Genomic DNA, 25,892 nt, shown 5'->3' on the forward strand with positions numbered 1-25,892 from the left:
TTATTTAATGTTTGTTTTACTATAATTTTTTACCCCACATAGGCTGGCCTTGAGCGGTTAATCCAGACAGCACTAAAGTAGCTTTTCTGGGCGAAGTTTCCCAATCGTAGCCATCCCGAACAATAAATTTCAGGTTGCCAATTGTTAGAATTCCTTCTTCGGTATTGAGCGACCACTGCCCTGACATTGTACCACTTACCGAACCATCAGAATTCAGTTTAAAAGTTGTAGATGTTTGCTGGGTTTGATATTCGTAATTCATGGTAATCAGCTCGTAAGTTCCCCACATGGCATCGTCGGCCAATTCAAGTTGCGGAACAGCGGCATAGCGTTCGGGCATAACCACCGGCCAGCCGTCTTCTGTCCATTCAATGGCACGAACCTGTCCCATCATTACTGCATTTGAAGCATTAATTCCGGCAACTCCTTCAGGCAGTCTTCCCTGCGACGAAAAGTACCACTGACCGGTTTCCGTATCCCGGAAAATGCAACAATGCGAAATTCCTACCCATCCGTTGCTTCCCGAAAATTTATATGGATGTGTGAGCATCGGCCAGCATTCGTCGCCGTTTGTGATGTTTGCACCATTGATTCCGTAATATGGTCCGGTAATATTTTCTGATCGGGCAACACGTGTATTGTATGCTACTGAAAGCTCATCGTAAGCCAGAAATAAGTAATAATAACCCGTTTCTTCGTTGTAAATAATTTCGGGTGCTTCCAATGCCTGCCAGCGGTTTGTAGCTACATTTCCACGACCGGCAATTCGTACGCCGTAATCTTCCAGCTCTTCCAATTTGAATGGTTTTCCGGTTTCAGGATCGAGTTGAACAGCAGCAATACCACTATGCCATGAGCCGTAAATTAGCCAATGTTCACCCTCGGGCGTAACAATAAAACTGGGATCGATGGCATTAAACTTAAAATAGCCACTCCAGTCATTGCCATTTGTGCGGGTATAGGTTTCCAGGCCATCAGGCACTGAACAAACAACCATGCCTTTGTCTTCCCACACGTTAGATTCCAGGTCATCCGATTCAGCCAAACCAATAAACGCACGTTCTGTCCACGATGTTTCGGTAGAACTGCCAACAATTGGATTGGTTACAACGATGCTGTAATAAAAGCGGTATTTATTCCCCACTTTACGAATGCACGGTGCCCAATATCCATAATCAGGATTATCAATTGGCGATAAGGGTGGAGTCATTTGTGCCCGTTTGCTGTTGAGCGAATCTTTTACCCAGGCCGGAACGGTTTCGAAAGCTGTTCCCAGGAATTCCCAGTTCACCAGATCTTGCGAGCGGCGATAAGGAAAATGTCCATGTCCATCGTGTGCATTACCATACGATGCATCGGTTTGGTACATGTAATAGTAATCGCCACTTTTCGCTATTGTTGGATCGTGTACATTGGCAAGATTCCACTGATCGCGTTGTGCCCAACTTGAAATCGATGTATAATTATCGGAATAGCCTGGGCCGACAAAATGCTCATTTCGTGGTGGTGATTCTTTTTCTTCCGGCTTGGGTTCCGGCTCGGGATCAACCACCGAGTCTGAGTCGCAAGCGACTACAAACAAGGCAATTGCGATCAGATATATTATATGTTTATAAATTGATTGATTCAAAGTACTTTATTTTACAATTTTACCTTTAAGCAAAGTAAACGAGTGCGGTGGAAATGCGTAAGTAAACTGTTCTGATTTTTTTACTTTCAACGTGTCTTTTTGTTCGGTTTCAACGTTTGTTTTATCAAAATCATTTTCAGCTTTAATGTCAGAACCGTTTACTTCGAATACTTCAAATTCGCCGTCGAACAAGCCTTCCTGCGAAATAATATCGGTAGAAATGGCTTTGTCGAGGTGACGGTTGACAACACCGATCACTACTTCGCCATTCTGGTAGGCAGCCGATACATCGAGGTAGGGAACGTTACTTTGTTGAGTGGCTTGCTCTGCCAGTCCCAGAAAAAACTCGTCGGTATCGTAGGTTTCGCAATCCACATAAGCATCCAATGCCGTTCCAAACATGTTGTTGGCAAAAAGTTGCAGAGGATAATAAATGGTTTGCTTGAACATTGCATCTTTTTCGGCAAAAATTGGTGCGATAACATTTACCAATTGTGCCATATTAGCCATTTTTACAATATCGGCGTTACGGATAAATGCATTTAGAAAACCTGCGATTACCAGTGCATCTTCCAGGTTGTAACGTTCTTCAAGCGCGCGTTCGCCAGACATGGTTTCATCTTGTCGCCAGCGGTACCAAATGTTGTATTCGTCCCAGGCAATGTAAATCGGATCGCGATCTCCACGGTTGGCTTTTTCCATTTCACGCTGAATCATTCCTTTTACCACCTGTGTTCGTTCTTCCAATACAAGTGGGGAAGAAACGAAATTATAATAATTGTCCTGGTGATTTCCAACGTACATATGCAATGCAATGTAATCAACCACATCACGTAGTTCGGCCAAAACAGTTGCATTCCATTCGTGCGGATCGCTACCGGGTCTGAAATTAGATGCACCTGCCGCAATCAACTCAATGTTGGGATCGGTTAATCGCATAAGTTTGGCAGCTTCGCGGGCTTTTTTGCTGTAGTCTTCAGCATTCAGGTGCCCCATTTGCCAAAAGCCGTCCATTTCGTTACCAAGGCTCCAATATTTTATGTTGTGTGGTTCCGGGTAGCCATGTTTTTTTCGTAACTCGGCATAGTATGGACCCTCTTTTACGTTGCAGTATTCCACCCATTCCTGGGCTTCTTTAATGGTTCCTGTTCCCAGGTTTACGGCAAAGTAAGGTTCGGTGCCCAATTGTTTGGCGTAGTCGATAAACTCGTTGGTGCCAAACTGGTTGGTTTCCAAACGCTCCCAGGCCAGCTCCATTCGTGGCGGGCGATCTTGTTTTGGCCCTACACCATCTTTCCAGTGGTAGTTCGATACAAAGTTTCCTCCCGGATAGCGCGTTAATGGAATATTCAGTCCTTTTGCGGCTTCCAGTACATCGGTGCGAATCCCGTTTTCATCTGAAAGTGGCGAATCAGGATCATAAATACCACCGTATACGCATCGGCCAAGGTGCTCAACAAAATTTCCGTAAATATTCTCGTTTATAGTTCCAATCTGACGATCGATATCAATTTTTATCCGTGCATTTTCCTGAGCCGATAATTTTCCCGAGAATAATGCTGCTAGTATCATTACATGTAAGCTTATAAGTTTTAATTGGCTGATCATTAGGTTAAATATTAATTAGTTTCTTTTACAGCAGGCCAGTCATTGCTGTCCCATTCCAATTCTTTTATCTGTAGCTTTGGTGCTCCGTTATCATTCGCATCGTAGGCATGATAAACAAGGTAGTCTTTTCCGTTAAAGGTATAAGCAGAGTTGTGTCCAACGCCGTGCCAGTTTTTATTGCCCTGAAGTATAATGTTGCCACCTCCGGTTGCCATATCTTTTCCTTCTTTATCGAGATACGGGCCTGGAATTTCTTTCGATCTTCCTACAATCATTTTATAAGTACTTTCCACTCCTTTGCAGCAATAATCTATAGATGCAAAAAGGTAGTAGTAATCGCCTTTTTTAAAGATAAACGGTGCTTCAATAGCATTTGCTCCGGCATCAACCGGGTTGTCGTCAACAGATGTTGGATTGGGTTCGTATGAAGATGATTTGCGCGAAGCAATGGTTGGAATATCGTTCAAATTTTCAGCAACGGTTTTAGCATCGGGTGTCAGTTTTACAAGTTTTAAACCATCCCAAAATGAGCCAAAACTCATGTAAGGTGTACCATCTTTGTCAACAATTAAATTGGGGTCGATGGCATTCCAGTTTGTTTTCCCGGGAAAAGACTGAATCACTTTTCCGTGGTCTATCCATTCAAAATCAGGATCGTTTGGATCGAGCGTTTTGTTAGTTGCCAAGCCAATACACGAAGTATTTTTTCCGAACGATGAAACAGAATAATAGAGGTAGTACTGGTCGTTTAAAAAAGCGATATCCGGAGCCCAGATGTGACCTTTAAAACCTTCCACCGCTTCGAGTGCCCATTTCGGAGTATCTTTAAACACGGGTTTTTCTTCGGTCCAGTTAACCATGTCGGTTGATGACCAAACGCTAACTCCCCATCCTGTGCAAAATAGGTAGTAGGTGTCGTTTTCCTTAATCATTACAGGATCGTGTACAACAATGTTTTGGGCCAATACTTTTCCGGAAAGAACAAGTATTATGGCCAGTAAAGTAATTATCTGTTTCATTTTTCAGTATTTTTTATTGAATGCCTTCAGAGGTCATAATAACCCGCTGCATCGTTCCATCTTCGTTATAATAAAGTCTGTCGATACAAACCGACCGGCGAAAACTTCCGCCGTTGGGTTGAATACCACCGGTGTGATAAATAAAATACCACTGATTATTAAATTCGATGATAGCCTGATGGTTTGTATTTGAATTGCCTGCCAATTCATTTAAAATGCCTTTGTATTCCCATGGGCCGGTAATCGACTTGCTCATGGCATAAGCCGTTTTCTCGGGAAACTGATAGGCGTATGACAGGTAATACCAGTCGCCACGTTTATGAATCCATGGAGCTTCGGTAAAATTAGGAAGGTCGACGGAGTGGATCTCTCCATCCAGTTCTATCATATTTTCTTTTAGTTTGGCCCAGTAGCAAGCGGTATTTCCCCAGTATAAGTAAGCCTGACCATCGTCGTCGATAAAAACCGTCGGGTCAATGTCGTCCCAGCTGATCCGTGTTTGATCAGTGGTCATATCGTTTGTTATTAAAGCTTTTCCCAATGCATCTTGAAACGGACCTACCGGGCTGTCGGCAACGGCTACCCCGATTGATTTTCCCGGAATACTTCCGTGTTCAACCGTTACATACCAGTAAAATTTTCCGTTGCGCTCGATTACCTCAGCAGCCCAGGCACTGTGTGCCGCCCACTCAAAATCGGCAGGTTTTAACGGAACCGGGTGTTCTTTCCAGTTTACCAAATCTGTAGAGGAATACACTAACCACTCATTCATCTCGTAGAAATTTTTTCCTACCGGAGCCTGATCATGACCTGCATACAGATAAACGGTATCGTTATAAACCAGCGCAGCCGGGTCGGCGGTGTATTTATCCGTTATAATGGGATTATTGATCTGCTTTGGAGTAGTATCTCTGGCAGTGGTCTTTTCTACCTCATTTTTAACGCTTTGCGTGCAGCTAAAATTTAGTGCTAAAAAGAGAAGCGATAGAGTTGTTGTAAATAATGTCCGCATGCTATTGAGTAATTAAAAAAAAGAAAAGGCAAGTTAAAGGAAACCTGCCCTTTCTAATTTTTCTATTTATTAAATACCCCAACCTGGGTTTTGTGTATAATTCGGATTCTTATCGCGTTCTGCAGGTGGAATAGGGAAGTATTCACGACCTTCGATAAATCCTGAAAACTCTGAATCGTGATCTTTCAGTTCCTGAAGTCTTGCTGAGTCGTATAACCAACCCCAGCGAACGATATCTTCAAAACGGATTCCTTCGAAAGCAAACTCCAGCACTTTATCGTGCGAAAGCTGGTTGTAGAATTCCTGGCTTCCCATTGCAGCTATATCAGCTGAGATATCAGGCAAATTCGATCTGTCGCGAACCATTTGGATGTATTGTCCGGCTACGGCAGCATTTCCAAGTTCGTACTGACACTCTGCATACATCATTAATACTTCGGCATAACGAATTACTCTTTCGTTGATATCCGAACGCCAGTCGAACTCATTTTCTACATCTGTAGAAAAAGCGTTTGTGTATTTTCGAATATAAACATCATCCCATCTCGACTCATCAAAAGCTTCTCTGAATGGAATTCCGTACATGGTAGTTGCAGTTGTATCGTAGCTCATGCTTACAACAGCACGTGGGTCAACTTCACCATCAACAGTTTTTTCGGCCATGTATTCATCAAAAATCCATCGTGTTGCAGCAGCATCACCAAAACCAAAGCCAGTTGGAGCAAAAGTAATGGCGTGAGCTGTTGTTTTCGACCAGTCGGCAGCAGGTTGGCTTACCCATCCAAGTACTGTTCCACCTACACTGCGGTCGAGCTGAATTTCGAAGATCGATTCAGAATTGTTCTCGTTTGAAGTGGTGAAATTATCAGCGTAATTTGGTACCAAATCATAAATGCCAAGGTCAATTACCTGTTTCAAATAATTAGAAGCATTTTCGTAGTCGTGGTTCATTAAATATGATTTTCCAACAAATGCAAGTGCGGCACCTTTTGTAGCACGTCCCAAATCCGATTCAGGATAAGTTGTTGGCAATAAATCAGCTGCTGCTTTAAAATCATCAATTACTGCAGCCCATGCAACCTCAGGACTTACTTGTTCAGGATACAGATCTTCTTCGCTTTGGTACGTATTCATTACCAAAGGAATATTTCTGAAAAATGAAACAAGGTAATAGTTTGATAAACCTCTTAGAAATAAAGCTTCTCCTTTGTATTGATCGTAAGTTGCCTGGTTGGCAAACTCAACGTTATCGATATTTTCAAGAACCTGGTTGGCTCTGTTTATTACACCGTAGAATGCAGTCCATGGCCATTGTGCCATAATCGGATCTTCATCAAGGTTAAATTTACCGGTTAAACTTAATACGCGCCACGGGCTGAAACTTTGAATGTCATCGCCTTTCAGGCTTAATGCGAAAGGTACAAAACGTAGCCACGTACCATCGTAAAGTAATCCCATGTATGTGGCGCTTACGCCGGCTTTTACATCAGCTTCTGATTGCCAGTAGGTTTCGGTAGTTTGCAGGTTTGGGTTGCTTAGCTCCAACCACTCTTCGTTACATGATGCCATGAACAAAGTTAAGAAGGCAAGAAAAATATATTTTAATTTCATGATAATTCTTTTTAGTTATTATTAAAATCCAACCTTTACGCCGAACAGAATTGTTCTTGGTGTAGGTAATCCACCTGAAAAAGCGGTAAATCCTCTGTTCGCTGCTGCACCATTGTCTGTTCCGCGGCTAAATAATCCGTCGTTATTAAATTCAGGATCGTAACCCGAGTAACTGGTAATTGTAATAGCGTTTTGAAGCGAACCATATATGCGAACTGATGAGAGATTTAAGAAATCGAGTGCTGATGCAGGAAGTGTGTATCCTAACTCGATGTTCGAGAATCTTAGGTAATCACCATCTTCCAACCAGAAATCCGATGCTCTTGTGTTACGGTTCGGGTCATCTCTAATAATTCTTGGTCTTCCGGTATCGGTGTTATTAGGTGTCCATCTGTCCATCAAATCAGTGCTCATATTTTCTAAACCGGCACCGGCACGAAGACCGTTTCCTATTGCATTAACTACTTTGTTTCCGGCAGCACCCTGAGCTGAAATAGTAAGGTCGAAATTCCGATATTCAGCATTGAAGTTAAAACCGTAATAAAAATTTGGTAATGCACTACCCATGTGTGTACGGTCGTCTTCAGTAATTTCGTTATCACCGTTAAGATCTTTGAACATGAAGTCACCGGCATCGGTTAGACTTTCCTGGTAAAGGCCGTCAGGAGCATTGGCATCCAAGGCTTGAACTTCTGCTTTGCTCTGGAATACTTTTTCCACAACATAACCATACAATTCACCAACTTCGGTACCAACATCGGTACGACTCCAGTTTCCGTCAATTGGGTTAATACCTTCACCAAGGCTCAACACCTCGTTTTTAAGGGTAGAAAAGTTAGCATTTAGGCTGTATTTAAATTCACCTTCAGCTTTACGGTAGGTTGCATTAAATTCAAATCCCTGGTTTTTAACCGACAAAGCGTTTTGTACAGGCGATTCCCAATCGTACCAACCCAGGTGAGTTGGAGTTGGAACAGTTCCTAACAGATCGTCAACTCTTTTTACGTAGTATTCTGTTGTAAACAGGATTCTGTTTTCAAGAAGACCGAAATCCAAACCAATATTGGTAGTTTTAGATTGCTCCCATTTAATGTCTGTTGAAGCAGGAATAAATTGAGCTCCACCAGCTACTGCGCTACCATTTAATACATAAGTTGCGTATGGGTTAATATAACCCTGATAGAGGTAATCACCAATGTTTTGGTTACCTAATACACCGTAACTGGCACGAACTTTTAATTGACTGATAAATTCGCTTGAAGCTAAAAAGTCTTCTTTATGGGCTTTCCAGGCCACTGCTACTGATGGGAAGTTTCCCCATTTGTTCTGCGGACTGAATCGTGATGAACCATCGCGACGTATTGTTGCTGTCATCAAGTATTTATCGTCGTATCCAACAATTACCCGACCGAAATAAGAAGCCAAACGTGACTGAAATTCGTCGCCACTGCTGGTTCTGTCTTCTCCGTTACTCAATTGTTTGAAATACGGTTCTGAAAAACCTTCTGCATGGCCATTAGATCTTGTAACGAAAGTGTTAAGAGCACTTTGTCCGAGCAATGCATTCACTGTAAACTTGTCGATTGTTGTATTGTACGACAAGGTGTTTTCAATAGTACCTGTTGAGCCGTAACCACGGTTGTCATCCATTTTTGCAATGGTGTTTGAAAAACCGGCAAACCATCCCAGGTCGTAAAGTGGTTCGAAGTGGTAATCGCGCCAATCGGTGCGCTCATAACTTAAGCTAAGCTTGTATTTTAATCCTTTTATAATTTCATACTCACCATAAATATTACCAATCAAACGGTATCTTTTAGTGTTACTCTCAATCAAATTATTCATACCAACAACGTTAGCAGAATAGGCTCCGTGCAAATCGGCACTGGCCGAAGAGTAACCATTCATTTTTGTTTCGTCGTAAACCGGCAGTGTAGGAATAGCAGAAGCCGTGTAACCTAACATTGTTCCATCATGCAGGAACGACATCAAATCACGATCAGCATAAGTGTAATGTAACGATTCGCCAACTTTTAGTTTACCCAGTTTGTGATCGGAGTTAACCATTATACCATATCTTGTGTAATTTGGTCCGTTTCCTTCAACCGTACCGGTTTGGTCAAAATAGTTCAAACTCATACTAAAATTCGAAACTTCGTTTCCTCCGCTAACCGAAACAGTTTGGTTGTTAATATGACCTGTTTTAAACAATTCGTCTTGCCAGTTGGTGTTTACATTGTCAACATAGTATGGGCTCGATGGGTCGTTTGCAGGAAAAATATACAGTTCGCTATATTCAGGATATGCTTTTGCATTATTGGTTGACTCGTTAACCAGTGTTTGATACTGTTCGCGTTCAAGTACATCCATTCTTTCTGTAATTTCCTGAAAACCGTAATACCCACTGTACGAAACTTTCATCTCGCCTTTTGTACCACGTTTTGTTGTAATAATGATTACTCCGTTTGCAGCACGCGAACCATAAATTGCAGCAGCCGATGCATCTTTTAATACCTGAATTGACTCGATGTTTTCGGTTGGGATATCATTTGCAGGAGCAAAAACACCATCGATAACATAAAGCGGATCGTTATTGGTAAACGAAGTAATACCGCGGATTTTTACTTTTGGAGCAGAACCCGGATCACCGGAACTTTGAATGGAAACACCAGCCACTTTACCTTGTAAAGCTTTGGTAACATCGTTTGTTGCGGTTTTTGCCATTTCATCAGTTTCAACAATTGAAATAGAACCGGTAAGATCCGATTTCTTTTGAGTACCATAACCAATGGCAACTACTTCTTCAATTCCAAATACGTCTTGCTGAAGTTGCACCTCAATATTTGATCTTCCATCAAGTTGAACTTCTTGCGCAATAAAACCTATAAATGAAAACTGAAGTGCAGCATTGTCGTCTGAAACACTAATCGTGAAGTTACCGTCTACATCGGTAATGGTTCCGTTTGTGGTTCCCTTTTCAACTACATTTACACCGGGAAGGGTGGTATTGTTCCCAGCGTCGAACACAACACCGGTAACAGAGTGTTGTGCGAAACTTATTCCTGAAGTGAATAGGAATAAGCACACTAATAGATAAGTTAAGTTTCTCTTCATAATTAATAAAATTGGTTTACACTTTAAATTCTGGTTGTAAAATTACGAAGGGAAGGTGCAGAAGGGGGTGGACAATTTAATATGGATAGTGGACGATTGTGGAAATCTTATCGCCAGGGAGTGTAAGGGGCAGAAAATCAGTTATCAACGTGCTTTTTGGCAAAGTCGCTAGGACTTGATCCGTAGAACTTTTTAAAGATCCGGCTGAAGTATTTAGGATCGTTAAAACCGGTTTTAAAGGCGATTTCGGATATGGATAGATCGGTTGTTCTAATCATTTCAACCGACTTTTTTAGTTTGTATGAGTTTATAAAATCGGTAATGTTCAGATCGGTGAGTGCCTTAATTTTTTTGTACAACAAACTTCGGCTTACAAACATTTCGCGGGCAAATTGTTCTACCGAAAAATCCGATTCGCGGTAATTCTCTTCCAGCACTTTATAGGCTTTTGTCACAAACTCCTCATCCAGTTTGTTGGATGAAAATTGATCGGGAGACACGGTTTCCGGGCTACTAAAAATGTTTTTGATCTTTCTGCGCGACTCGATGATATTGCGCATTTTTATTTGCAGAATTTGCAGGTTAAAAGGTTTTGGAATGTAATCGTCGGCACCGGTTTCAAGGCCTTCAATCCAGCTTTCCACCATGTTTTTTGCGGTGAGCAGAATAATTGGAATATGGCTGGTTTGGATGTTCTTTTTCATACGGCTACACAATTCAATACCGTCCATAACAGGCATCATCACATCGCTGATAATCAACTCGGGTGAATATTTTTTAGCCATTCCAAGGCCAATTTTTCCGTTTTCGGCACCAAGTACACGGTATTCTGATCGTAGTGTTTGCAGAAGGAAACTACGCAGATCGAAATTGTCTTCAACAATTAAAATGGTTGGTTTTGTTTTATTATCGGGTGCTTCTTCTTCCAATTCATAATCGGTGTTGCGGGCAACAATGTGCTCCGACAGTACATTTACACGCCCCTCCAGGTTGATTTCGGTTGGTATACCGGTTTCGTTAATAGCATCACTTTCAAAACGGTTTTTTGAATAGGGCATACAAACCGTAAAAGTGCTGCCTTTTTTAGGTTCGCTTTTCACCTTTATTTCGCCATTTAGTGCTTGAACAATCTCGTGGGTGAGTGCCAAACCAATACCCGAGCTGGTAAAATCGGTTTGTTTTCCCGATTCGGCATCTTTATAAAACCGGTTAAAGATGTGTGGCAGATGGTCTTTCGAAATTCCTCTTCCTGTATCGATTACGCTAATGGCTACAAACGGAACTGCAATACAGTCTTCCCGATCTTCAGCGAATTTTTCCACTTTTAAGGTTATTGAACCAGATGGCGGGGTGTTTTTAAATGCATTGGAAAGCAGGTTGTAAAAAACATTTTCAACTTTTTCGGCGTCGAACCACGTTTCGTCGGTGAATTTGGTTTTTATAAAATGGTAATCTATATGCTGATGCTCTGCCAGGTCTTTAAACGACTCGAAAATACCATATAAAAATTCCTGCAAGTTGCCTTTGCTCACATTTAGTTTTAGTTTGCCGGTTTCAATTCGGCGGAAATACAGCAACTGGTTAATAAGGTGCAACAGGCGCTGTGCATTTCGATTAATAATATTTAGCGTGTTTTGTGTATTAACGTCGCCTTTCATGTTTCTCATTAACTGTTCCAGGGGGTCGATAATGAGTGTTAATGGTGTACGGAATTCGTGCGAAATATTGGTGAAAAATCGTAAGCGTAACTGGTTTACCAGCTTTACTTTCTCGTTCAGTTCGATTACCTCGTCGCGTTGTTGAGCAATTTGCTGGTTTTGTTTTTCAAGCTCTTCTTTTTGTTCCTCAATTTTAAAAGTGCGTTCGCGAACCTGTTGTTCCAGTTTACGTTTTTGTTCTTTTAGAAATTGAGTTCGGTAGCGAATATATATTAAAACCATTGTTACAAAGAAAACCACCGCCAATATCTGAAACCAAGCGGTTTCCCAAAAAGGTGGAACAATGGTAATAGTAAGTGCAGTAGATTTTTCAGACCAGATACCATCGCTGTTGGCCGCTTTAACTTTAAACACATACTCGCCCCCGACAGGTTGGTGTAATTGGCAAAACGCCGGTTCGACGACACTTCAACCCAGTTTTGATCTACGCCCTCCATTTGGTAAGCATATTTTATTTTGCCCGGTTGAAAATAGTCCAGTGCTGAAAACTCGATGGAGAAAACAGCATCTTTATAAGAAAGCTCTATCTCATTTGTTTCGCTTATTGGCGAATTCAGTATGATTTTTGAATGGTACTTTTCGCCAATAATTACCGGTTCGCTGAAAACGGAGAACTGTGTAAATACGGGCTGCGGAATATTGGGGTACGAATCAAACTCTGCTGGATTAAAGTAGTTGAGTCCCTGTATTCCTCCAAAATACAAATTCCCCTGATCGTCGGAACACGAAGCCGACCAGTAAAACTGATCGCTTAAAAGACCATCGCTTGAATAGTAGTTCTGAAACGTTTCGGTCTCGGGATTAAATTTTGATAACCCGTTGTCGGTCGATATCCATAAATTGCCCTGTGCGTCTTCTTCAATGGCGTAGGTTACGTTATTGCATAAACCGTCTTGCTGGTTGTAATTAATAAAGCCGCCATTTCCTTTTTCGGTGTATTTACAAATTCCGTTACCGTAGGTTCCAATCCAAATGGTACCGTCGTGCGCCTCAAAAAGCGAAATAATGTAATTTCCTTTGAGCGATGTTGAATCAGACGGATCGCTAACAAATTTGGTGAAATTGATTTGCCCTGTATTTTCGTTGAAAGTTAGTAATTGCGAGCGGTTAAATCGGTAAAGACCATTCTCGGTTCCTACCCAAACTCTGTTTTGGCTGTCGGTTAACAGACACCCGATTTCAAGGGTTTGGTTGATGTCCATTTTTTCGTGAATACGCAAAAAAGAATCATCTTCAGGATCATAGATGTCGAGTCCTCCACGTGTGCCAACTAAAATGTGTTTGTTGTCGAGGTATTCAAGACTGGAAATAAAGTTACTGCTCAAACTTCTGTTGTCGCCGGGAATGTATTCTAGGGTTTCAAAACGATTTTGCTGTTCGGCCAGTAATTTGTTTAATCCACCGCCCCAGGTACCCACAAGCAAATGGTTTTGATGATTGCGAATAAACGAGGTAACAAAATTGCTGTTTATACTTTGGTCGTTTTCGTCTGATTGCTGGAAATGGATTGTTTTTCTGCCGTTGTTGCTAATGCGGCTAATTCCACCGCCGGCTGTTCCTACCCAGAAAACGTCATCTTCGGTAAAAATTGAGTTAACAGTATTGTGGCTTATGGAATTTGGATTGCCAGCTTCGTGGGTAAGTGCATTAAATGGTTTTTGGTAGGAATTGTAATGGTTGATTCCTCCTTTTTCTGTACCAATCCAAATGTTACCCAATTCGTCGGCATAAAGCGAGTTTACAAAGGGGTTGTTCAGGTATTCTCTTTCCTCGGTGCTTGCCGGTAAACTCGAAAAATTTTGGGTGGCAGGATTATAAAAGTTTAAACCTCCCAGAGTTCCAACTATTATTATGCCGTTTCGGTCTTCAATAATATCATAAACCGACGGGTGATTCAAATCGTTTGGATTGTTGTTGTTGGCACCGTAGTAGGTAAGATTGAGCGTGCTGGTGCTGTAATGGTATAGACCAACATCGATTGTGCCCAGCCAAATGTCGCCTCTTCGATCGGCAAGAATGGTTAGTATGTTTAGACCTTCAATATCGTCGTAGTCATAAAGTTTTTCCCACAGCGGTTTGAGCTTTCCGCCCGATAAATTTATAACCGATAATCCATTATTGGTGCCGACCAGCAAATAATTATCGGGTAAAAGGCATAAATGATTTACATTTTTATCGGGAAGCTGATCTTCAAAAACCGATTCCACTGTTGTTACTGTCTCTTCTTTATTTTCAATTTTCCAGATGCCGTTTCCGGCGGTGGCCACCCATATGTTATTGTTGTTGTCGTTTATAATATGAGTGATCGAAACAGCTCCAAGTTTTTCATTTAAAAGGGGGATCTCAATAAACTTCAGTAAAGAATAATCAAAAAAAGCAAGTCCTTTATTGGTACCCACCCAGAGGTTTCCGTTTTGGTCTTCGGAAAGTGTTTGTATAAAATTTCCGGGAAGCCACTCCTCCTGCTGGCTCTGGAAAATCTGAAAAGTATACCCATCGAAACGGCAGAGTCCGTTCCAGGTGCCAAACCACATAAATCCCTTACTGTCTTTTAAAATACAGTCGATGGTGTTTTGTGGCAGACCTTCATTTGTAGTGAGGTAATTCAGTCGGGGTTGTTCAAGTAAAGTGCTGTTTTGCGCACTGGTAGTAATGCAAATACGAATGGCCAGGAGGAATAGAAAAGCGTATTTCAATACTTTTTGCATAAGTGCCGACTGTATTAATTGTTGCCTACAAAACTATGTATTTAAATGAGATTGGACAAGGAGCTACTTCTCAGTTGAATATGAAAAATACAGGAGCTTTTGAGAAGTGGATTTCGGGGTGGTTTGGTTTTTAACTTTAAACTATGCTATTTTTGTTTCAATAAACGAATGTAAGTGAATCGGCTAAAGATGTGGACAGATATTCAGAATGGAGATGTAAACGCCCTACACGATTTACACAAACGGTATTTCCATCCGATGTGCTTATTTGCGTTTAAATCAATTAATGATCATCAGCAAGTTGAGCACATTGTTTCCGATTGTTTTGTAAAACTTTGGAAAAACAGAAAGCGCATTACGATAAAATCTTCGCTGGAGTCATACCTGTATCAAATCTTGAGGAATTCAATTATCGATTACCACCGCGCTAAACATGACAATACGATTTCTTTTGATCAGATTCCTGATATTCCTGATGTGACAGAGCTTAACAACGAACAGCGATATGCAAAACTATATGCAGCCATATCGCGATTACCCGAAAAACGCCGACAAATTTTAGAACTGGCAATTTTTGAATCGTGCACTTACCAGGAAATAGCAGAAAAGCTGGGCATTACAAAGAATACGGTAAAAACGCAGATGGTTCGTGCGTATAAATTTTTAAAAGAATCGTTAGATCCCGGCGACTTCTTCTTTTTCTGTTTTTTGAAGAAATATTAAAATATTCACGATTCCTGTCACCCTCTTACAATCTTTTTTTCGTCACTAAATTACAAACGGTTTTTTATAGATTAATTTGGTTAGTTAGGATTTATAAGGGCAACTGTCAGGTGGCGGTTGCTCTTTAAAAAAAGTTAGATGAAGGAACACAACGAAGATAGATTTTGGGAATTGGCAACGCTAAAAATTCATAAGGAGGCAAACGCCAATGAGTTAAGTGAGCTGAGTTCGTATCTGACGGATAAAAAATATGCTAAAAAGTACGCCGAAATAGCGTATTTGAATGAGGATATTAAAGCAACTCAACAGCTTTCGCATGTTTCGCAGCAAAATTCATGGACATATATTAAAGGAAATCTACAAAACAAAACCATGCAGCTCTTCCGGAAAGTTTCGGGTTATGCTGCCGTTTTTGTAGTTGCCTTGTTGTTGGGTGGTTTGGTGGTTCAGCTTTGGGGTGAAAGGGCAAACGTAGAGCAGTTTGCAGAAGTAAAAGTGCCGTTGGGGCAAATGTCGGAAATAACATTGTGTGATGGAACACACGTGTGGCTCAACTCGGGTACTACACTGCGTTACAGCAATTCTTTTGACCGAAAAAGCCGAAATGTAATACTTGATGGAGAAGCTTATTTTGATGTGGAAAAATCAGATATTCCATTTCGGGTGAACTTAAAGCACTCGGTAGTTGAGGTTTTAGGAACTGAATTCAATGTAATTTCATATGAGAAGGATAACAGCAGTGAAATAACTCTTGTTGAAGGAAGTGTTCGTGTTAATAGTCCTGAAGGAGAAAAAATAGCACAACTCAAACCATCGCAACGACTAAAGATTGATGATCACTCAAATATAAAACTAACGACAGTCGATACTGAATTTTATGTATCATGGACTGAAGGTAAAATTGTATTCCGCGACGAAAAACTCACAGAAATATGTGATCGCCTGGAAAGGTGGTATAATGTAGATATAACACTGGAAGACAAAGAAGTAGAAGAGCTGAATTTTTCAGGAACCATACTTAAGGATAAACCATTCAATCAGATTATAACCGCATTTGAACTGTTATTGCCGGTTGAAATAGATTTTAAGCATATGCCGGGTGCAAAAGACAAAATAACCATTACAAAAAAATAATGCCTATGTAAAATCGCTTATGAATTAAAAACGGTAAAGATGCTGCAACATCTCTACCGCTAATCGATTTAAATATTTCAGTAATAAATTAAACCATGTAAATGTATGAAAAAACTAATTAAAGCGATTGGTAGAAACCGGTCGTTAAACCAAATTTTATTGAAAATGAAACTTACTTGCACTTTTTTGTTGGTTGGGTTGATTGCAGTTAGTGCATCAACATATTCGCAAAATACGCGGCTTGATGTATCATTAAAAAACAACACTTTTGTTGAGTTATTCAAACAGATTGAAGAAAAGAGTGAATTTTACTTCTTTTTCAAAAACGAAGATCTACAGGAATTAAGCGAGGTATCGGTATCAAAAAAAGATGCCACTATTAACGAGATTCTTGATGATGTATTGGAAGGAACGGATATGACCTACGAAGTTGTAGACCGTTACATTATTGTTCGTAAAGGAGGAGATTCTTTTAGCAGATCGGATGCCGAAGCGGTACAACCAAACCGGATAACCGGTAAAGTGGTAGATGAATTTGGGGATCCAATGCCCGGGGTAACAGTAGTTATTAAAGGAACTGCCCGGGGTACGGTTACCGATGTAAATGGTGCATATAGCCTTGAAGTTCCTTCTCCGGATGCCATATTACAGTATTCGTTTGTAGGAATGCGCACACAGGAAATTGCCGTTGGCGATCAGAGTACAATTGATGTAACGCTGATTGTTGATGCCATTGGAATTGAAGAAGTAGTGGCTATTGGTTACGGAACAGTAAAAAAAGCCGATGTTACCAGTGCTGTATCTTCGGTAAAGTCGGAAGACTTTGTAAAGGGTAGCGTAAAAGACGTGGGGCAGCTGATTCAGGGAAAAGTAGCCGGTTTAACCATTACATCAAGTAGTGGCGACCCGTTGGCCGGAACCTCAATTACTTTAAGGGGTAATACTACGCTGTTCGGAACCAGCAGCAGCCCGTTGGTGTTGATCGATGGTGTGCCTGGCGATTTTAACGCTGTAGCACCCGAAGATATTGAATCAATTGATGTACTGAAAGATGGTTCGGCGGCCGCAATTTACGGTACCCGCGGTACAAATGGTGTAATTTTGATTACAACAAAACGGGCCAGTGGCGAATACGATGGAAACGTAGAATACACGGCATATATTTCAACACAGCAAATTACCCAAAAAGCCGAAATGCTTACCGCGGCTGATTATCGCAGGCAAATAGCCGATGGTATTCGCGACGCCAGTGACGATCTTGGTGCAACAACTGATTGGATCGACGAAATTACTCAAACACCATTATCGCAAGTTCACAACTTAACGTTTCGTGGCGGAAATAGTAAGACAAATTATTTAGCCAGCATAAATTACAACGATACAGAAGGTATTTTCCTGAAAACAGGTAAAAAAACCTTCACTGCACGTACTGATATTAACCACAGTATGTTTGATGATCTGATCAAATTTAATCTGGGTATTTTATCGCGTAATATTTATCACGACAATGTGGCCAGTACTAACTATACGTACCGCCAGGCAAAAATTTACAACCCAACTGCGCCAATAACAACTCCTGATGGAACATGGTACGAAAACCCGGGAGCTTTCAACTACGATAACCCTGTTGCCCGTATTAAAGAAAGTAACGGTGAGAATCGTTCGCAGTGGTCGCGATTGAACGGAACAGTTATCGTTAATCCATTTGAAGGACTTACGTTAAAAGGATTGTTTAGCTATTCAAAATACAATTCGCGTGGAAGTTACTACGAAACAAAAAATCATATTTCAACCGTTCGTAACGGATTGAATGGTTATGCTTCAAATTCATCGGTTGAATCGATCGACCGTTTGGTTGAATTAACGGCCGAATACCTGAAAATTATTGGTGAACACCGCTTTACAGTTTTAGGTGGTTACAGTTATCAGGATAATGACTGGCATGATCTGTTGATGACAAACCAGGATTTCCCTACCGATTTATTTGGTGCCGATCAAATTCAGCTGGGTACCGGAATTCTTGAAGGTGGAACTTCATCGGGTATCAGAAGCAGAAGAACCAAAACCAACCTTATTGGTTTCTTCGGACGTTTAAATTATAACTACAAAAACCGCTATTTGTTAATGGCCAGTTTGCGTCACGAGGCAGCAAGTCAGTTATTCGGAACCGAAGAGCCATGGGGTACTTTCCCATCAGTTTCTGTTGGTTGGCGTATTTCCGAAGAATCATTCATGGAAAATGTTTCTTTTGTTGATGACCTAAAATTCAGAGCCGGTTATGGTGTAACCGGAACACAGCCAAGCAGTTTGTTCCTGGGTGTTGCTACCATCGGTTATTCCGGTTCGGTTTATTCAAACGGACAGTGGATGCAAACATTGGCACCAACACGAAATCCAAATCCATACCTGCGCTGGGAGGAGAAAAAGGAAACCAACCTTGGTGTTGATTTTGTTTTGGCCGAAAGCCGTGTAAGCGGTAGTGTTGATGTGTATAAACGTACCATCGACGGATTGTTATACGATTTCACTGTTCCGGTACCACCAAATTTAGTTTCAACTACCCGTGCCAATGTTGGTAAAATGGAAAACAAGGGATTGGAAGTATTGGTAAATGTAGTACCGGTGCGAACACGTGATTTTGAGTGGGTAAGTAGTTTTAATTTCTCTACCAACTCCAATAAACTGGTTAGTTTATCGAACGATTTGTACCAGGCAACCCAGGAGTATTTTACTACCGGAGGAACAGGCGAACCTATTCAAACATTCACCCATCGTGTTGATATTGGCGATGAGATCGGTAATTTCTACGGATTTAAAGTTATTGATGTTGATGAAGACGGAAAGTGGATTTACGAAGACGCCGAAGGAAATGCAGTTCCTTTAGATGAGTTCTCGCGTGCGTTTGAGGACAAACATGTTCTTGGAAACGGTTTGCCAAAATTCTATGCAGGTTGGAACAACAATTTCCGTTATAAGAATTTTGATCTGGGTGTAACCATGCGTGGTGCTTTTGGTTACCAGATTCTGAATTTCGAGCGTATGTACCTCGAAAATACAATGTCTGTTCAGTATAATCGTTTACAATCAGCTTACGATCCGATATTCGGAAAAGCAGTATTGAGCGATGAAATGGATCTGGAGTACAACTCGTACTACATTGAAGACGGTGATTACTGGAAAATTGACAACGTTACATTGGGATACACTTTTGATCTCGACAATGAATACATTAAAGGAGCTCGCGTTTATGTATCTTCTCTGAACACTTTCACCTTCACAGGTTATAAAGGTGTCGATCCGGAAGTATCCCGGGGCGGCCTTTCTCCGGGGAACGATGGTCGTGATAAGTATCCTACAACACGGACATTTACTTTGGGTGTAAACGTTAACTTTTAATTCTAAAACTGATCAGAAATGAAAAAAATAAAATATAGCAATCAATTCGGTATATTATTTCTAATTCTGGCTTTGGTCATTTCATCATGTACCGAGTTGGAAGACACGAGTTACGGAGAAATTATTGCCGAACAATTCGAACCAACAGAAGAAGATATTGTAGCCATTGTTGGCTCGGCATACGGAAATTGGAGACAAATATTATTGGAGTGGAATGGTTACTGGCGTGCACAGGAAGTAGGCGCCGACGAGGTCGTAATTCCGGGGCGTCCAAACGGTTGGGTTGATGGAGGTATTTACCGTCGTATCCACGAACACACCTGGACTACCGATGATGATAATGTATATCAGACCTGGGACAGAACATTCTCAGGTATTGCCAACTGTAATCGTGTAATTTACCAGGTAGAATCAGGTTTTCTTCCACTTGAAGAGACCGAAGAGGAAGTGCTTGCAGAGCTGAAAGTATTACGTGCAAGTTACTATTACATACTTATCGATTTATATGGAAATGTTCCGTTGGTAACCCAATTCGATGTTGAGGAAGGTTTTTTGCCCGAGCAAAGTTCAAGAAGCGAAGTATTCAACTTTATTGTTACCGAAATTACGGATAACCTTCAGTACCTGTCATCCGATTTTAACGCGCTTACCTACGGTCGTTTTAACGAATGGGCAGCACGTACGCTGTTGGCAAAAATGTATTTAAATGCCGAAGTTTATACCGGCACTGCAATGTGGAATGAATGTATTGAGCAATGTAACGCAATAATTAATTCGGGGGCAGGTTACGTGTTGGAAAGTAACCAGAAGAATGTATTTGTTACCGAAAATCAAAATTCGAAGGAGATTATTTTCGGATTGTCTATAGACGATCAATACACAACTGCATGGAATGCGTTTGATATACACATGCAAACTTGTCAGCCATCAATGCAGGCAAAATACAATTTGCAGGGAACACCATGGGGTGGTATGTGTGCTATTCCTCAATTTATAGACACATTCGATCCGGAAGACAAACGTCTTACCAATAACTTTATGATGGGGCCACAATATTCGGCCGCCGGCGATCCGCTTTATGTAACAATGGGTAGTTTGGTTGGAGAACCATTGGCCTTGATTAACGAACTGCCTGGAGTTCATACTTCTGAAGAAATTCATGGCTATCGATTCGAGAAATTTGAAATCGCACTCGGCTCTTCAAACATTCTGAATAACGATTACCCTTTGTTCCGTTATGCCGATGTGTTGATGATGAAGGCCGAATGTTTACTTCGTACAGGAGATGCAGATGAAGCAGCAACAATTGTTTCTGAAGTTAGAGCACGTGCCTTCGATGATGCGGCAAAAGCAACAGTAACAGGCGCTGAATTGATGGAAGGAAGTGTGTATGACTATGGTCTTCGTAACGAATTCGATACCACACAAGAAGGTGGTAGCGATATTCAGTACGGTCGTTTCCTTGATGAGTTGGGTTGGGAATTTAACCAGGAAGGACGCCGTCGGCAGGATATGATTAGGTTTGGAGTTTACACAACAAAGTCATATTTATCGCACTCTCCAAACGGCGATTATCGCTCAATATATCCAATTCCTCGCGGAAGGCTGGAAACAAACACGAATTTGAGCCAGAACCCGGGATATTAGTCAATTAATTCACATCTATAAAAGGAGCCTGACTTCATGATGAGGTCAGGCTCCTTCTTCAAATTTTATTGAGGTGGAAGACATGAATACAAATAACAGTCGTAGGAGTTTTATAAAAAAGTCGTGCCTTGCGGGTTCGTGTTTTTGTGGATTTCTGGCTATTGCAAATGACGGTCGTGCAGAAGAACAAACCGATTCAGGGAAATTACTTATGCAGGAGTGGATTTCAACCCTTTTAAAAAGTATCGATGATAACACCGAGGCATCGCAACAAATTCTGAAGAATTGTGCACAGGTGCATTTTCAACATTTAGAAATGGAAAAAGTGCTGAAACCATACAAAGGCGATATCGGAAAGTTCATCACATTTTTAGAAAAAGAGTGGGGCTGGAAAATCGATTACGATAAAAATACCGGAGTACTATTAGCCAATGAAAATAAGGGCTATTGTGTTTGTCCGATGGTAGATAAAGAAAAGGGAGTTGACTCGTCAATTTTGTGTTACTGCTCCGAAGGATTTGCCGAACTCATGTTTTCATTTGTTTCGGAAAAAAAGGTAAAGGCAGAAGTCATATCATCAATTCATCGGGGAAACGATACCTGTATTTATAAAGTGCAATTGTAAAAATCCGGGAAATCGGGCAAATTTTTAGATATGTGCAAGTTTTAGATGAATTTGTCCACTTTATAATAAAAATTGTGCGCCTGTTTAAATGCAGTTTCTTATATTTTTGTGTTTGGTGTTTAGTCAATAAAATAAAACCTTATATGAAGAACTTAAAACTACTATCCGTTGCCATTCTTATTGCATTATTTGCATGTACCAATCAAAAACAACCGGAAGCATTTGCCAAAGGCGAATTTAAAAACTGGGCCGAAACGCCGCCAATGGGTTGGAACAGTTGGGACTGCTACGGGCCAACCGTTGAAGAACACGAGGTAAAAGCCAATGCCGATTACATGGCCGAGAATCTGAAAGATTACGGGTGGGAATACATTGTTGTTGATATTCGCTGGTTTGTGGAGAACGACAAAGCCGGTGGCTACAACCAAACCGATCCGCGTTATGTAATTGATGAGTACGGGCGTTACCAGCCTGCGGTAAATCGTTTCCCTTCGGCAGCCAATGAAAAAGGATTTAAAAAGCTGGCCGATTATGTGCACGGCAAAGGATTAAAATTTGGTATCCACATAATGCGTGGTATTCCGAAAGTGGCAGTTGAAAACAAATTACCGATTTTAGGAACTGACGGTATTACTGCCGATCAGGTTTATTCCACCGAATTGCAGTGCCCGTGGTTAAGAGATAACTACACTATTGTTGCCGATAAACCCGGTGCACAGGAATATTACAACTCAATAATGAATATGTACGCCGGATGGGGTGTTGATTTTATTAAGATCGACGACTTGTCGCGCCCATACCACCAGGGAGAAATAGAGCTGATCAGGAATGCCATCGATAATTGTGGGCGCCCGATCGTATTAAGCACATCGCCAGGAGCAACACCAATTACAGCTGCCGACCACGTAAAAGAACATGCCAACATGTGGCGAATGGTTGACGATGTTTGGGATACCTGGCATCATTTCGATCACCTGATTAAAGTGTGTGAACAATGGTACCCACACATTGCTCCCGGTACCTGGCCCGATTGCGATATGATTCCGCTGGGACGTATTTCAATTCGCGGCGAACGTGGCGAAGAGCGAATGACACGTCTAACTCCAGACGAACAATATTCGCTAATGACCTTGTTTACCATCTTTAAATCGCCACTTATGTTTGGCGGCGATCTGCCAAGTAACGATGCATTCACGCTATCGTTGCTTACCAACAAAGAAGTGTTGAAAATGCACCACGAAAGCACCGGTGTAAAACAACTTTTTCAGGATGAAAATAAAGTGGCCATCACTTCAAAAAATCCGAAAACGGGAGAAGTTTACCTGGCTTTATTCAATATTTCAGAAGGGGAAGATCCGCTAAATGTAGGTGTTGAACTTTCTGAACTGGGTATTGATGGCGAATGTTCAGTAATTAATATGTGGTCGGGAGAAAACCTTGGAAAATTCTCTGGGTTCATTGATCAAAATCTTTCGGCGCACGAAAGTACATTGTTAAAAATCCAACAGTAATTATAAACGAATGAAATATACAGCATTATTACTATTGTTATTTTTTGCCCTGAATTCATGTGTAAAAGAAATAGATAACACGCCGGTAGAGTATTTTAATTTAAGCGATGTAGAATTGCTCGACAGCGAATTTAAAAACGCGCAGATACAGGACGTTGCCTATCTGATGGCACTCGATCCTGATCGTTTGCTGGCTCCTTTTTTACGTGAAGCCGGTTTGGAACCAAAAGCCGAAAGTTATCCCAATTGGGAAAATACAGGCCTCGATGGGCATATTGGCGGTCACTATCTTACAGCATTGGCGTTGATGTACGCGTCAACCGGCGATACGGAACTGAAGGAACGACTCGACTATATGATTTCCGAATTGAAACGCTGCCAGGATGCCAACGGAAACGGTTATATTGGCGGTGTTCCCGGTGGCGAAGAAATGTGGGAAGAAGTAAAAAGTGGTGAAATTCGTGCTGGAGGATTTGATCTGAACGGCAGTTGGGTGCCACTTTATAACATTCATAAAACGTATGCTGGTTTGCGCGATGCATGGATTTATGCCGGAAACGAAACAGCCAAAACCATGTTAATCGGCTTGACTGACTGGATGCTGGATCTTGTGTCGGATTTAAGCGACGAACAGATTCAGACCATGCTGCACAGCGAACATGGTGGGTTGAATGAAACATTTGCCGATGTAGCAGAAATTACCGGCGAAGAGAAATACCTTGAGTTGGCTAAAAAATTCTCACATCGCGAAATTCTCGATCCTTTAATCGAACATCACGATGAACTAAATGGAAAACATGCCAATACTCAAATACCAAAAGTTATCGGTTACCAGCGTATTGCCGAATTGGGTGGCGATCCGGCCTGGTCGGATGCAGCCCTCTTTTTTTGGGATGTGGTGGTAAACGGCCGCAGCGTAGCTATTGGCGGAAACAGTGTTCGCGAACATTTTCATCCAAAAGACGATTTCTCGGAAATGATATCATCGGTTGAAGGACCGGAAACCTGCAACTCGTACAACATGTTAAAACTGACTAAAATGTTGTACCCCACTTTCGGCAACAATAGCAAGTTTATCGACTATTACGAAAGAACACTTTACAATCATATTTTAGCATCGGTTAACCCCGACAATGGCGGCCTGGTTTATTTTACGCCCATGCGCCCCAACCACTACCGTGTTTATTCGCAACCTGAAACCAGTTTTTGGTGTTGTGTGGGTTCCGGTATCGAAAATCCGGGGAAATATGGTGAGATGATTTATGCACACAGCGATAAATCCTTGTACGTAAATCTATTTATTCCGTCGGTGCTCAACTGGGAAGCAAAAAGTACTGAAGTGGTTTTGGAAACTCAATTTCCTGATGAGGACAAAGTTTATCTTACCATCAATCCAAAAGAAAATACGGAATTTGAATTGCATCTTCGTTACCCATCGTGGGTGGAAGAAGGAGCAATGAAAGTACTGGTGAACGGAAGTGAAGCAAAATACCAGCAGTCGGAAAATGGTTATGCTGTTGTTATTCGGGAATGGGAAAAAGGCGATAAAGTAGAATTGGTTTTACCTATGAAAATTACGGTAGAACAGTTGGAGGATGGCAGCAATAATTATGCTTTTGAATATGGACCGATTGTGCTGGCAGCAAAAACCGGTACCGAAGATCTGAAAGGTTTGTATGCCGATGCCAGCCGAATGGGACACGTAGCGAAAGGTAAAATGATCCCGCTAAAAGATCGCCCGATAGTTGTGGCTTCGGCTGATAAATTACCGTCGATGCTGGAAAAAGAAGCCGGAGACGAGTTGGCATTTAAACTTAATGGATTATACCCGGAACAATACGAAAGCGGATTGGAACTGATGCCGTTTTACCGGATACACGAGTCGCGCTACAATATTTACTGGTCGCAGGCAAGCGAGGATGAATTAAACGAAATGATTCGTCAGGTTGAAGAAGAGGAAAAAGCCAGAATTGCCTTAGACGAAATTACGGTTGATAAGGTTGAAAGTGGAGAGCAGCAGCCCGAATCGGATCACTTTGTGAAATTTGAGGGATCAAGAACCGGATACGCAAATGATTATCACTACCGCGAAACACGCCGGTTTTTTAGTTATAACCTAAAAAATACCGACAATACAGGTCGCTTTTTATACCTGAAATATTTTGATTCAGCATATCCGCGTTCGGCAGAAATACTTGTGAACAACAATTCTCTAGGTACTATAGAACTGAATGGAGATGGAGAAGATGATATTCTGGAAAAAGTTATTCCATTACCTGCCAGTGAGCATGCAAAACAAGAATTGATATTTAAGGTGCAGGCTTCGAACAATCAATCCAGCATGCGGCTTATTGAAGTTCGCTTACTGAGTAAAGACGAAATTCCTGAATTGTAAAAATATTTCAAAAGAAAGCTGTCATAAATTGATGGCTTTCTTTT

The 25,892-nt window shown here is 41.3% G+C and carries 15 protein-coding genes; 7 read left to right on the forward strand and 8 right to left on the reverse strand.

Features of this window, described 5'->3' with window-relative positions; genetic code table 11:
• Window positions 1-19: 19 nt before the first annotated feature.
• The 8 genes from G0Q07_RS01985 to G0Q07_RS02020 all read right to left on the reverse strand — a co-directional run bounded on the left by G0Q07_RS01985 (window position 20) and on the right by G0Q07_RS02020 (window position 14,417).
• Complete coding sequence (locus tag G0Q07_RS01985; RefSeq protein WP_246222965.1) at window positions 20-1,630, reverse strand: arabinan endo-1,5-alpha-L-arabinosidase; 1,611 nt, start codon at window positions 1,628-1,630, stop codon at window positions 20-22.
• A 6-nt stretch (window positions 1,631-1,636) separates the two neighbouring features.
• Entirely contained in the window at window positions 1,637-3,202 is a 1,566-nt protein-coding gene (locus G0Q07_RS01990; protein WP_246222966.1) for an alpha-N-arabinofuranosidase, read from the reverse strand.
• Between the two features lie 47 nt (window positions 3,203-3,249).
• Window positions 3,250-4,257 carry an arabinan endo-1,5-alpha-L-arabinosidase gene (locus tag G0Q07_RS01995; protein WP_163344504.1) on the reverse strand — a complete coding sequence of 336 codons (1,008 nt, stop codon included), beginning with the start codon at window positions 4,255-4,257 and terminating at the stop codon, window positions 3,250-3,252.
• A 13-nt stretch (window positions 4,258-4,270) separates the two neighbouring features.
• Entirely contained in the window at window positions 4,271-5,269 is a 999-nt protein-coding gene (locus G0Q07_RS02000; RefSeq protein WP_163344505.1) for a glycoside hydrolase family 43 protein, read from the reverse strand.
• 69 nt (window positions 5,270-5,338) lie between these two features.
• Complete coding sequence (locus G0Q07_RS02005) at window positions 5,339-6,880, reverse strand: RagB/SusD family nutrient uptake outer membrane protein (RefSeq protein ID WP_163344506.1); 1,542 nt, start codon at window positions 6,878-6,880, stop codon at window positions 5,339-5,341.
• A gap of 21 nt (window positions 6,881-6,901) precedes the next feature.
• Complete coding sequence (locus tag G0Q07_RS02010) at window positions 6,902-9,991, reverse strand: SusC/RagA family TonB-linked outer membrane protein (protein WP_163344507.1); 3,090 nt, start codon at window positions 9,989-9,991, stop codon at window positions 6,902-6,904.
• Between the two features lie 137 nt (window positions 9,992-10,128).
• On the reverse strand, window positions 10,129-11,931 hold the full coding sequence (locus G0Q07_RS02015) for a hybrid sensor histidine kinase/response regulator transcription factor (RefSeq protein ID WP_163344508.1): 1,803 nt from the start codon (window positions 11,929-11,931) through the stop codon (window positions 10,129-10,131).
• Window positions 11,932-11,933: 2 nt separating this feature from the next.
• Window positions 11,934-14,417 (reverse strand): ligand-binding sensor domain-containing protein, encoded by a 2,484-nt coding sequence (locus G0Q07_RS02020; RefSeq protein ID WP_163344509.1) that lies wholly within the window; start codon window positions 14,415-14,417, stop codon window positions 11,934-11,936.
• Between the two features lie 174 nt (window positions 14,418-14,591).
• Between G0Q07_RS02020 and G0Q07_RS02025 the strand changes: the two genes are divergently transcribed.
• The 7 genes from G0Q07_RS02025 (at window position 14,592) to G0Q07_RS02055 (ending at window position 25,848) form a co-directional block, all read left to right on the forward strand.
• On the forward strand, window positions 14,592-15,140 hold the full coding sequence (locus tag G0Q07_RS02025; RefSeq protein WP_163344510.1) for an RNA polymerase sigma factor: 549 nt from the start codon (window positions 14,592-14,594) through the stop codon (window positions 15,138-15,140).
• Between the two features lie 138 nt (window positions 15,141-15,278).
• Window positions 15,279-16,274, forward strand: coding sequence for a FecR family protein (locus tag G0Q07_RS02030; protein ID WP_163344511.1), 996 nt, complete (start codon window positions 15,279-15,281; stop codon window positions 16,272-16,274).
• Between the two features lie 105 nt (window positions 16,275-16,379).
• Window positions 16,380-19,670, forward strand: a complete 3,291-nt coding sequence (locus G0Q07_RS02035; protein ID WP_246222967.1) for a TonB-dependent receptor — start codon at window positions 16,380-16,382, stop codon at window positions 19,668-19,670.
• Between the two features lie 18 nt (window positions 19,671-19,688).
• On the forward strand, window positions 19,689-21,317 hold the full coding sequence (locus G0Q07_RS02040; protein ID WP_163344512.1) for a RagB/SusD family nutrient uptake outer membrane protein: 1,629 nt from the start codon (window positions 19,689-19,691) through the stop codon (window positions 21,315-21,317).
• Between the two features lie 82 nt (window positions 21,318-21,399).
• Window positions 21,400-21,942 carry a DUF6144 family protein gene (locus tag G0Q07_RS02045; RefSeq protein WP_163344513.1) on the forward strand — a complete coding sequence of 181 codons (543 nt, stop codon included), beginning with the start codon at window positions 21,400-21,402 and terminating at the stop codon, window positions 21,940-21,942.
• Between the two features lie 143 nt (window positions 21,943-22,085).
• Window positions 22,086-23,453 (forward strand): glycoside hydrolase family 27 protein, encoded by a 1,368-nt coding sequence (locus G0Q07_RS02050; RefSeq protein ID WP_163344514.1) that lies wholly within the window; start codon window positions 22,086-22,088, stop codon window positions 23,451-23,453.
• 10 nt (window positions 23,454-23,463) lie between these two features.
• Entirely contained in the window at window positions 23,464-25,848 is a 2,385-nt protein-coding gene (locus tag G0Q07_RS02055) for a glycoside hydrolase family 127 protein (RefSeq protein ID WP_163344515.1), read from the forward strand.
• Window positions 25,849-25,892 lie beyond the last annotated feature (44 nt).

This window comes from Draconibacterium halophilum, assembly GCF_010448835.1.
GTDB classification, from domain to species: Bacteria; Bacteroidota; Bacteroidia; order Bacteroidales; family Prolixibacteraceae; genus Draconibacterium; species Draconibacterium halophilum.

Bases quoted from the DNA above. Each gene is read 5' to 3' on its own strand.
- G0Q07_RS02040 (WP_163344512.1), top strand. From the start codon at position 19,689: ATGAAAAAAATAAAATATAGCAATCAATTCGGTATATTATTTCTAATT.
- G0Q07_RS02050 (WP_163344514.1), top strand. From the start codon at position 22,086: ATGAAGAACTTAAAACTACTATCCGTTGCCATTCTTATTGCATTATTT.
- G0Q07_RS02015 (WP_163344508.1), bottom strand. From the start codon at position 11,931: ATGGTTTTAATATATATTCGCTACCGAACTCAATTTCTAAAAGAACAA.
- G0Q07_RS02030 (WP_163344511.1), top strand. From the start codon at position 15,279: ATGAAGGAACACAACGAAGATAGATTTTGGGAATTGGCAACGCTAAAA.
- G0Q07_RS02035 (WP_246222967.1), top strand. From the start codon at position 16,380: ATGAAAAAACTAATTAAAGCGATTGGTAGAAACCGGTCGTTAAACCAA.
- G0Q07_RS02010 (WP_163344507.1), bottom strand. From the start codon at position 9,991: ATGAAGAGAAACTTAACTTATCTATTAGTGTGCTTATTCCTATTCACT.
- G0Q07_RS02005 (WP_163344506.1), bottom strand. From the start codon at position 6,880: ATGAAATTAAAATATATTTTTCTTGCCTTCTTAACTTTGTTCATGGCA.
- G0Q07_RS02020 (WP_163344509.1), bottom strand. From the start codon at position 14,417: ATGCAAAAAGTATTGAAATACGCTTTTCTATTCCTCCTGGCCATTCGT.
- G0Q07_RS02000 (WP_163344505.1), bottom strand. From the start codon at position 5,269: ATGCGGACATTATTTACAACAACTCTATCGCTTCTCTTTTTAGCACTA.
- G0Q07_RS02045 (WP_163344513.1), top strand. From the start codon at position 21,400: ATGAATACAAATAACAGTCGTAGGAGTTTTATAAAAAAGTCGTGCCTT.
- G0Q07_RS02055 (WP_163344515.1), top strand. From the start codon at position 23,464: ATGAAATATACAGCATTATTACTATTGTTATTTTTTGCCCTGAATTCA.
- G0Q07_RS01995 (WP_163344504.1), bottom strand. From the start codon at position 4,257: ATGAAACAGATAATTACTTTACTGGCCATAATACTTGTTCTTTCCGGA.
- G0Q07_RS01990 (WP_246222966.1), bottom strand. From the start codon at position 3,202: ATGATACTAGCAGCATTATTCTCGGGAAAATTATCGGCTCAGGAAAAT.